The organism is Mycobacteriales bacterium, assembly GCA_035533475.1.
Lineage (GTDB): Bacteria > Actinomycetota > Actinomycetes > DATLTS01 > DATLTS01 > DATLTS01.
In genome coordinates, this window is record DATLTS010000009.1 from 20,521 (window position 1) to 29,823 (window position 9,303).

A 9,303-nucleotide genomic window follows, 5' to 3' on the forward strand; every position below is an offset into this window, starting at 1 on the left:
CCCGTTTCACCGGACCTGGACCGGGACGCGACCGGCCGCCTCGGCGAGCATCAGCACGCCGCTGGTGATCCCCCCGACCAGATCCCCGCCGGTGAACGCCGACGCCATGGACAGCGCCGCGAGCCCGCAGACCCGGTCGGGTAGCCGGTGCCGGACGTCCCGACCGGTCACGATCTCCAGCCGTCGGCTACCCGGCGCGACCAGGACGAGTACCGCCGAGGCGGCCGTCGGGCCGAGGGCCGCGTGCATCGTCTCGGCGGCGTCTCGCGGGGTGCCCTCCGGCTCGCCGACGAACACCGAGAACAGCAGGCCGGTTTCCGCTGAGGCGGCAGCGAGCACCCGGTCGACCTCGGCGAGCTGACCGTCGGTGAACGGCTCACCAGTCGGCACCGACGCCCCCCTTCGCCTGGAGCCGGGGCACGGCGGCCCGCACGGCGGCGCCCGGGTCGGGCGGCCCGGCGAACCAGACCGGATCGTGGGTCCACGGCCGCCCCGGCCGGTAGCGCGGCCGGCGGGCGAGTCCGGGACCAACGCAGAGCAGGGAGATCAGGGCGAACAGGGCCAGCGGGATCCCGCCGAAGATCGCGAGGGCCAGGCCGACGCCCAGGTGCGAGCCGGGCACCACCCCGTCCTCGACGCCGCCCGCCCAGGCGGGCGCGGTCACGGTCATCGCCACCACGACCCCGGTCGCGATCGCGGCGGTGCGCAGGGCGATGCGGGTCCTCACGAAGGTCTCCCGGGCAGTCGAGCGTCGGACCGGACCTGATCGGCTGGAACGGTACCGGACCCCGGCCGGGCGGCACCGGACCCCCCACCCCGGATCCCGTCGGCGAGCACCCGGGCGAGCCGGGCCACCGCAGGATGGGTTTCGAGCTCGTCCAAGGACAGCGAGCGATGGCCGTCCGGCGGCCGCGGTTCGGCGATCGGCAGCCGCCAGTTCGGGTACTCCTCGGTCGTTCCGGGCAGGTTCGGCTGGCGCAGGTCCCCGACCGCGTCGGCCAGCCCCGCCACGACGAGCCGGGCCGGGCTGCGGGCCAGCCCCGCGTACATGGCGGTCACCAGTTGCTCGGGGCTGGCGCCCGGCTCGGCCAGGCCGCTGCGCTCCAGCCGCTCGACCAGCCGCAGCCGCTCCTCCTCGGCCGCCGCCCGCTCCGCGGCGACCGGCCGGCGGAGCTGGCCGAGCTCGGCCCGGACCCGGACATGCTCGCCGGCGAGGAAGCCGGCGGCGGTCGGCAGGTCGTGCGTCGTGACGCTGGCCACCGCCAGCTCGCGCCACCGTTCGAACGGCTCGGACTCGAACCAGAGCACCGCGCTGCCGAGGATCCCCCGGCGCAGCAGCTCGCGCGCCACCTGGGGCTCCACCGTCCCGAGGTCCTCGCCGACGACGACGGCACCCCCGCGGTAGGCCTCGAGGGCGAGCACGCCGAGCAGCTCGTCGGCCCGGTAGCGGACGTAGGTGCCGTCGGCCGGCGATCGCCCGGCCGGCACCCACCACAGCCGGAACAGCCCGAGGATGTGGTCCACCCGGATCCCGCCGCCGTGCTGGACGGCCGCCCGGACGATCTCCCGGAACGGGGCGTAGGCGGATTCGCGGAGCGCCGCCGGATGCCAGGGCGGCAGCCTCCAGTCCTGGCCCTGCTGGTTGAACTCGTCCGGGGGCGCCCCCATCGTGGCCCGGCCGGCCAGCAGGTCCTGAAGTGCCCAGGCGTCGGCGCCGCCGGGGTCGACGCCCACCGCGAGGTCGTGGATGATCCCGATCGACATCCCCGCCTCGCGCCCGGCCCGCTGGGCCAGGTCGAGCTGCTCGGCCGCGACGAGCTGAAGCCACACCTGGAAGTCGACGTCGTCGGCCCGCGCGGCCCGGATCCGGTCGACCGCCGCCGAGCGCGGCCTGCGCAACTCGACCGGCCAGGAGCGGAAGTGCCGGCCGTGCTCGGCGGCGAGGACCGACCAGAGCGCGAAATCGTCCACCGCCGGGTGGGCCTCCCGAAATCCGGAGAGATCGCGGTGCGGCACGGACCGCCAGAGCAGCCGGAGCGCGGCGCTGAGCGCGCGCCAGGTCCGGTCGCGGTCGACGATGTCGGGGTCCACCGCCGGTCGGAAGGCGTCGACGGCGGCGCGGACCTCGGGGCTGGCGGCGGCGTACTCCGGGGTATCCGCGACCCGGATGTACACCGGATTGATGAAACGACGACTCGCCGGGGAGTACGGCGACGGCTCGACCGGGGTGACCGGCGCGACCGCGTGCAGCGGATTGACCAGCAGCAGCCCGGCATGGTGTGCGTGCGCGCTCCAGCCGGCGAGCCGGCGCAGATCGGCGAGATCCCCGACCCCCCAGGACGCGGCGGAGCGCGTCGCGTAGAGCTGCACCGCCCAGCCCCAGGTCCGGTCCGGTGGGGGCAGGCGGTACGGCGTCACCGCCACCGGCACCTCGACGTGTTCCTCGCCGACGTCGACGAGCAGCCGGTGCCAGCCGATCGGCAGGTCGCCGGGCAGGGCGAGGGTGAGGGTCGCGATCCGGGCACCGTCGATGTCGAGGAGCCCACCTCGCGCCACCGGCGGCGGGATGGCCCGCTCCCGACCGGTCTCCGCCCGGATCCGCGCGGTGATCCGCACACCGGCGGGCGCGTGCAGCTCCACGAACCCGACGGCGCCGGACCGGCTGACGACAACCGGTGGGGCGACCCGGCGCAGTTCGCTCGAGCGGGCCGCACGCAGGGCCGCCGCCCGGCTATCCGGACTCGACGCGTCCACGCCGAGGGCGTCGAGCACCGCGACCAGGGTGTCACCGTGCACCGCGACCGGTCGATGCGCCTGATCCTCGTACCAGGTCGCCACGCCGTGCGCGTCGGCCAGCCGGGCCAGGTCCGGATCGAGGTCCGGCCGGGCGAGCACCGACGGGCGACCCGGGCTCGCTTTCACCATCCGGCCGGGCGGCGGTCCAGCCAGGGGCTGGCCGCTTCGAGCTGGGCGGCGAGGGAGAACAGGGTGGCCTCGTCGGCCGGCCGGCCGACGAGCTGGACCCCGATCGGCAACCCACCCGTCGTCCAGTGCAACGGCAGGCTGATCGCCGGCTGACCGGTGACGTTGTACGTCGCGGTGAACGGCGTGAACCGTTTCTGCGCCTCGAAGTCGGCGGCCGGGTCGTCGTCGTCGCGCAGGCCGCCGACCCGGGCCGGCGGCTGGGCCAGGGTCGGTGTCAGCACCGCGTCGAAGCCGGCGCTCTGCTCGATCGCCCGTCGGGCGGCCTGGCGCATCTCGGTCAGGGCCGCCGCGAACGCCGGCCCGGTCGTCGCCCGGCCACGCTCGCGGAGCCACCGGGTCAGCGGGCGCAGCTCCCGTTCGCGGGGCGGGTCCACGGGGATCCCCGCGGCGCCGACGGCCCAGACAACCTCGAAGACGGGCACCAGCTGGGGCCCGAACGGTGGGTCGGTGTCGACGACCTCGTGCCCCAGGTCCGCGAGCAGCCGGCTGGCCGACTCGTAGGCCGCGACACAGTCCGGGTGCACCTCGGCGTCGGCGAGCACCGGCCGCCGGTACCGGCCGATGCGCAACCTGCCCGGGGCCCGCCGGGCGTGCCCGAGGAACGTCTCCCCCGCCGCGAGCGGCGGCGCCCAGTAGGGGTCGCCCGGCATCGGGCCGGCCATCGCGTCAAGCAACGCGGCGGCGTCGGCGACGGTCCGGGCGAGCGGACCGTTCGACGCCAGGCCGTTGACGTCCCCGGACAGCGGCCCGTTGCTGACCCGGCCCCGGCTGACCTTCACCCCGACGAGGCCGCAGACGCTCGCCGGGATCCGGATCGACCCGCCGCCGTCGCTGCCCTGCGCGAACGGCAGGAGACCGCCGGCGACCGCCGCGGCGGCGCCGCCGCTCGAGCCACCCGCAGACCGGTCGAGGTCCCAGGGGGTTCGCGCCGGCGGCGCCACATCCGGTTCGGTGTAGCAGGGCAAGCCGAACTCGGGGGTGTTCGTCTTGCCGAGACTCACCGTGCCGGCCGCGGCGAGGCGGGTGACCACGTCATCGTCGATGGCGGGGACGAACTCCTGGTAGATGCGGCTGCCCAGCGAGGTGCGGACGCCCGCGGTGAGGTTGAGGTCCTTGATGGCGATGGGCACGCCGTGCAGGGGCGGGAGATCCGCCCGCTGCGCCACCAGCCGCTCGGCCGCCTTCGCAGCGATCAGCGCGGCGTCCGCGGTCACCGTGACGAATGCGCCGAGCCGGACCGAGCCGCTCGAGATCCGGTCCAGGTAGTGCTCGGCGAGCTCGACCGGACTGACCTCACCGCGGCGCACGGCGAGCGCCTGCTCGAGTGCGGTGAGATCGTGCAACTGGGCCATCGAGATCAGCCCGTCAGCCCGTCACGCCGTTGCGATCCCGTCGACGAGGAGCCCGTCGTCCAGGTACGGCGCCCAGCACGGGAGCACCCGGCCGGCGCCGAGGACACGCCAGGCGATCCCACTCGGCGCCCGCGGCTGCCGGTGCAGCCGCCAGCCGAGCTCCCCGATCGGGCGATCCGCCTTCGCGTGGTTGCACCGCCGGCAGCAGGACACGACGTTCTCCCAGTCGTGCGCCCCGCCGCGGCTCTTCGGCACCACGTGGTCGAGGCTCGTCGCGGGGGCGTTGCAATAGACGCAGCGCCCGCCGTCGCGGGCGAAAACCCCGCGCCGGGTCAGCGGCACGCTGGACCGAAAGGGCACCCGAACGAACCGGGTGAGCCGCACGACCACCGGCACCTCGACGGCGATCCGCTCGCTGTGGACCACCTGCTCACCGACCTCGAGCGAGATCGCCTTTTCGGTGAGCACGAGGACGACGGCACGACGTGACGGCACGACGCACAGAGGCTCGAACGTCGCGTTGAGCACGAGCGCGTGCGACACCGGCGTCCTCCGCTGCCGGGACCGGGCACCCGGCGTCCCACTAGTGAACCCGACCGGCGGCCTTCGCGCACGTGTGACATCCGCACCGCGCCGGGGGACGGCTCACCCAAGCGAGGCCTCGAGGCGGATCGTGGTGCCGGTCAGCGCCTTGCTCACCGGACAGTTCTCTTTCGCCTGCTCGGCTGCGGCCACGAAGGTCGCCTCGTCGATCCCGTCGACCGATCCGCGGACGGTCAGCTGGATCCCGGTGATGCCGGTGCCCACCTCGAGGGTGACCTCCGCCCTGGTGTCCAGGGTCCGGGGCGGCGTACCGGCCTTGGACAGCCCGGAGGACAGCGCCATCGAGAAGCAGGAGGCGTGCGCGGCGGCGATGAGCTCCTCGGGGCTGGTCAGCCCCCCCGGCTGCTCGGCCCGAGCGGGCCAGCTCACGTCGAACGAGCCGGCACCGGAGGAGTCGAGGGAGACGGTCCCCTTGCCCGCGGCGAGGGAACCCTCCCAGTGCGCGTTGGCCGTACGGGTGGGCATAGCGGCTCCTCTCGCCGATGCGACGGTGGGTTCCATCCTGCCCGCCGCGTCCGCCCGCCCCGACAGCGGGCGATGATGTGGCGGTGAGTCTGTACGAGGAGGTGGGGGGGGAGGCGGTGTTTCGCCGGCTGGTGGCCCGGTTCTATTCCGGGGTCGCTGCCGATCCGGTGCTCGGGCCGCTCTACCCCGAGTCGGATCTCGGGCCGGCCGAGGAGCGGCTGCGCCTGTTCCTCGTCCAGTACTGGGGCGGGCCGCGTACCTACTCGACGCTGCGGGGTCATCCGCGGCTTCGCCAGCGGCACGCCCCGTTCGCGGTGACGCCGGCCGCCCGCGACGCCTGGCTGGCCCGGATGCGCGGCGCGCTCGACGAGCTGGGGCTCGAGCCGGAACCGGACCGGGAACTGTGGGACTACCTGGTGGCGGCCGCCCACTCGCTGGTCAACGTCTTCGAGTGACGCTCGGTCAGCCGCGGACCAGCCGACGGTGGGTCACCCGGTGCGGGCGGGCGGCCTCGGCGCCGAGCCGTTCCACCTTGTTCGCCTCGTAGTCGGCGAAGTTCCCCTCGAACCAGAACCAGGAGGCGCCGCCTTCCCAGGCCAGCATGTGGGTGGCGACCCGATCGAGGAACCAACGGTCGTGACTGATGACCACGGCGCATCCGGGGAACTGCTCGAGCCCGTCCTCCAGCGAGCGCAGGGTCTCCACGTCGAGGTCGTTCGTCGGTTCGTCGAGCAGCAGCACGTTGCCGCCGTCCTTCAACGTGAGCGCCAGATTCAGCCGGTTGCGCTCGCCCCCGGACAGGACGCCCACCGGCTTCTGCTGGTCGGGCCCCTTGAAGCCGAAGCTGGCGACATACGCGCGGGAGGGCATCTCCCGGCTTCCGACCTTCATGTGGTCGAGGCCATCCGAGACCGCCTGCCACACGGTCTTCCCGGGCTCGAGGGCGGACCGGGACTGGTCGACGTAGGCGATCTTGACCGTCTCCCCGAGCTTGAGCGTCCCGCCCTCCGGGTGCTCCTCACCGATCAGCATCTTGAACAGGGTGGTCTTGCCCACGCCGTTGGGACCGATGACGCCGACGATGCCGCCCCTGGGCAAGGAGAACGACAGGTCCTCGATCAGCAGCCGATCGCCGTAGCCCTTGGTCAGCCGGTCCGACTCGATGACGAGGCCGCCGAGCCGGGGGCCCGGAGGGATCTGGATCGCGTCGGTGTCCAGCGGGCCGCGGCGATCGGCTTCGCTCACCAGCTCCTCGAACCGGGCCAGCCGAGCCTTGCTCTTCGCCTGCCGCGCCCGGGGGTTGGACCGGACCCACTCCAGCTCGCGCTCGATCTCCTTCTTGCGCTTGACGTCCTTCTGGCCCTCGACCGTCATCCGGGTGGCCTTGGTGTCGAGGTAGGTCGTGTAGTTCCCCTCGTAGGGGTAGGCCCGGCCGCGGTCGAGCTCGAGGATCCACTGGGCCACGTTGTCGAGGAAATAGCGATCGTGGGTGACGGCGAGCACGGTCCCCGGGTAGGCGGCCAGATGCTGCTCGAGCCACTGGACGCTCTCGGCGTCGAGGTGGTTGGTCGGCTCGTCCAGGAGCAGCAGGTCCGGCGCTTCGAGGAGGAGCCGGCACAGCGCGACCCGGCGCCGCTCGCCTCCGGAGAGCAGACCCACGACGGCGTCGCCCGGTGGCAGGCGCAGCGCGTCCATCGCCTGCTCCAGTTGACTGTCGAGATCCCACGCCCCCACGTGGTCCAGCCGCTCCTGGAGCTCGCCCATCTCCTCGAGCAGCCGGGTCATCTCGTCGTCGTCGGCCGAGCCGAGCGCCCCGGTGACCTCGTCGAACCGCTGGAGCAGGCGGCGGGTCTCCGCGACACCGAGTTCCACGTTGCCCCGCACGTCGAGGGTCTCGTCGAGCTGGGGTTCCTGCTGGAGCATGCCTACCGTGTAACCCGGGCTGAGGACAGCGTCGCCGTTGGACGGGTGGTCGAGACCGGCCATGATGCGCAGGACGCTCGACTTCCCGGCACCGTTCGGCCCCACGACGCCGATCTTCGCTCCGGGCAGGAAGGCCAGGGTCACGTCGTCCAGGACGACCTTGTCGCCATGCGCCTTGCGGACGCGACGCATCGAGAAGATGTACTGGGCCATAGCTCCAGGGTAAGCGGGTACCCATCCCGACTATGCCGGGGCGGCGGCGCCGGCTGCGGCCAGGTCGTCGGTGACGTCGTCGGAACGCCCCGGGTCCGTGGCGACGGACTCCGGGTCCGGCGGCGTGTCGGCTCCCGGACCGCCGGCGCCGTCGAGCCAGCCGTCAGGGGCGGGCGCGTGACCGCGCCGGGTGACCCGGCAGGTCCCCCGGGACAGGTCGGGACCGACGACCGAGGCGTCGATCTCGTAGGTGTTCCGGGCCTGGCCGTCCTTGTCGGTCCACGAGCGCAGGGTCAGCCGGCCGTAGACGACCACGGGGTCGCCCTTCGTCAAGGATTCCACGACGTTGTCGCCCAGGACGCGCCAGCAGCTGACGTTGATGAACAGGGTCGTGCCGTCCTTCCACTCGTTGCTGACCCGGTCGAAGCGCCGCGGCGTCGAGGCGAGCCGAATTCCGGTGACGGCCACACCGCCCTGGGTGGCGCGCCGGGTCGGGTCGGCGACCAGGTTGCCGCAGACCGTGACGTAGGTCTCCATGTGATCCACCTCCATAGGGCCCGGCGCCGGTCGCCGCGCACCCGACCTACGGTGGGCCGCCCGGATGGGCCGCGCCATGGACCGCGGCCAGACTGTGGACGGCTCGGCGTCTTCCGCGGGTTGTGGACAGTCGGGTCGGGGCTGCGACACTGGGACGGGTCCGAGATCCGCGGATCCGGGCGCCCGTAGCTCAGCTGGATAGAGCGGTGGACTTCTAATCCATAGGTCGCAGGTTCAAGTCCTGCCGGGCGCGCCGGTCCTGTCAGCTTCCGAACCTTTGGGTGCGGGGGCTGGCTGGCGTTCGGGATCTTGAAGATCGGCTGGATGTCGCTGCGGGCAGCGGCCCGCACCTCGTGGACGAGGGCGTAGAGCAGCTGCTTCTGGGCGCCGGTGTCGCCGTCGGCGATGACCTTCTGTACCCGATCGCGCAAGGCCTCCAGCTCGTCGTGCGTCGGGCCTTGAGGGCTCGCGTCGAGGTCGGCGGCAAGCTGGAAGCGGCGCTCACGCAGTTCCGCGGTCTTGTGTGCCAGGGTTTGGATACGCTGGCTGCACGCGGCCTCGGGCAGCGTGCCGGCTTCGAAGGCGAGCAGGTAGCGCTCGATGGCCTCTTCGGTCTTGCACAGCTCGCCGTCGAGGGCGGTGAGTTCGTCACGGACTCGGTGTTGCTGTTCACCGGCCCGGTCCCGCCCGGCGGCAAGGGCGTCATCAACGAGGTTGGTGTTGGTGAACGTGTCGAGAAGCCGGTCGAGGACCGCCCGGTCGAGTTGCTCGGCGTTGAGACGTTCGGCGTCGCATGAGCCGGCGCCGTAGCGGTGGCGGGTGTAGCAGGTGTAGTAGCGGTACCGGTAGCGGTTGCCGTTGGCGGCACCGCCGACGAAGCGGGCACCGCAGCGGGTGCAGGTGATAAGTCCGGCGAGCAGGTAGTCCGAACCGTTGGAGGCCCGTTGGGCGTGGTCCTCGCCACGGGCGATGAGGATCTGCTGGGCGGCATCGAACGTCGCCTGTTCGACGAGTGGCGGGTGCGGAGCGGCGTGGTAGCTGTCTCGGAAGTAGACCTCGCCGAGGTAGGCGCGGTTGCGCAGTACCGTGAGGACCGCTGGCATGTTCCAGGGCCGTCCGGCTTTGGTGCGGTGGCCGCGTTCGGTGAGCCAGTTGCCGATCGACCGGGCGCCGAGGTGCTTCTTGGTGTACAGGTCGAAGATGACCCGCACCAGCGGCGCCTCGT

General features: G+C 73.0%; 11 protein-coding genes and 1 tRNA gene. 4 read left to right on the forward strand and 8 right to left on the reverse strand.

Translation table 11 applies throughout. The annotated features are described in order from the left end of the window. Positions 1–6 precede the first annotated feature (6 nt). From VNG13_01025 to VNG13_01050, 6 genes are all read right to left on the reverse strand, one after another. The gene (locus VNG13_01025) at positions 7–390 is read right to left on the reverse strand and encodes a DUF5130 family protein (protein HVA59104.1); all 384 of its coding nucleotides are present in this window, start codon (positions 388–390) and stop codon (positions 7–9) included. After that, positions 377–727: a hypothetical protein gene (locus VNG13_01030; GenBank protein HVA59105.1), complete on the reverse strand. Its 351-nt coding sequence runs from the start codon at positions 725–727 to the stop codon at positions 377–379. The genes VNG13_01025 and VNG13_01030 overlap by 14 nt, the downstream gene beginning before the upstream one ends. Further along, the gene (gene malQ, locus VNG13_01035; protein ID HVA59106.1) at positions 724–2,922 is read right to left on the reverse strand and encodes a 4-alpha-glucanotransferase; all 2,199 of its coding nucleotides are present in this window, start codon (positions 2,920–2,922) and stop codon (positions 724–726) included. Before malQ ends, VNG13_01030 begins: the two co-directional genes overlap by 4 nt. Continuing rightward, positions 2,919–4,337 carry an amidase gene (locus VNG13_01040; GenBank protein HVA59107.1) on the reverse strand — a complete coding sequence of 473 codons (1,419 nt, stop codon included), beginning with the start codon at positions 4,335–4,337 and terminating at the stop codon, positions 2,919–2,921. Before VNG13_01040 ends, malQ begins: the two co-directional genes overlap by 4 nt. A 21-nt stretch (positions 4,338–4,358) precedes the next feature. Beyond that, positions 4,359–4,880: an HNH endonuclease gene (locus VNG13_01045; protein ID HVA59108.1), complete on the reverse strand. Its 522-nt coding sequence runs from the start codon at positions 4,878–4,880 to the stop codon at positions 4,359–4,361. A gap of 102 nt (positions 4,881–4,982) precedes the next feature. Beyond that, the gene (locus VNG13_01050) at positions 4,983–5,405 is read right to left on the reverse strand and encodes an OsmC family protein (protein HVA59109.1); all 423 of its coding nucleotides are present in this window, start codon (positions 5,403–5,405) and stop codon (positions 4,983–4,985) included. An 83-nt stretch (positions 5,406–5,488) separates the two neighbouring features. Here VNG13_01050 and VNG13_01055 point away from each other — a divergent pair, with 83 nt between their 5' ends. Continuing rightward, the gene (locus tag VNG13_01055; protein ID HVA59110.1) at positions 5,489–5,860 is read left to right on the forward strand and encodes a globin; all 372 of its coding nucleotides are present in this window, start codon (positions 5,489–5,491) and stop codon (positions 5,858–5,860) included. A gap of 7 nt (positions 5,861–5,867) precedes the next feature. Here the strand turns inward: VNG13_01055 and ettA are convergent, their stop codons facing one another. Then, positions 5,868–7,541: an energy-dependent translational throttle protein EttA gene (gene ettA, locus VNG13_01060; protein ID HVA59111.1), complete on the reverse strand. Its 1,674-nt coding sequence runs from the start codon at positions 7,539–7,541 to the stop codon at positions 5,868–5,870. Between the two features lie 30 nt (positions 7,542–7,571). Continuing rightward, on the reverse strand, positions 7,572–8,078 hold the full coding sequence (gene ssb / locus VNG13_01065; protein ID HVA59112.1) for a single-stranded DNA-binding protein: 507 nt from the start codon (positions 8,076–8,078) through the stop codon (positions 7,572–7,574). A 179-nt stretch (positions 8,079–8,257) separates the two neighbouring features. On the opposite strand from ssb, the gene VNG13_01070 reads away from it, so the two are divergent. From VNG13_01070 to VNG13_01080, 3 genes are all read left to right on the forward strand, one after another. Beyond that, a tRNA-Arg gene (locus VNG13_01070) sits at positions 8,258–8,331 on the forward strand. Between the two features lie 28 nt (positions 8,332–8,359). Further along, positions 8,360–8,875, forward strand: coding sequence for a hypothetical protein (locus tag VNG13_01075; GenBank protein HVA59113.1), 516 nt, complete (start codon positions 8,360–8,362; stop codon positions 8,873–8,875). A 147-nt stretch (positions 8,876–9,022) separates the two neighbouring features. Beyond that, positions 9,023–9,303, forward strand: a 281-nt coding sequence (locus VNG13_01080; protein HVA59114.1) for a hypothetical protein, incomplete at its 3' end; no start/stop codon positions are given.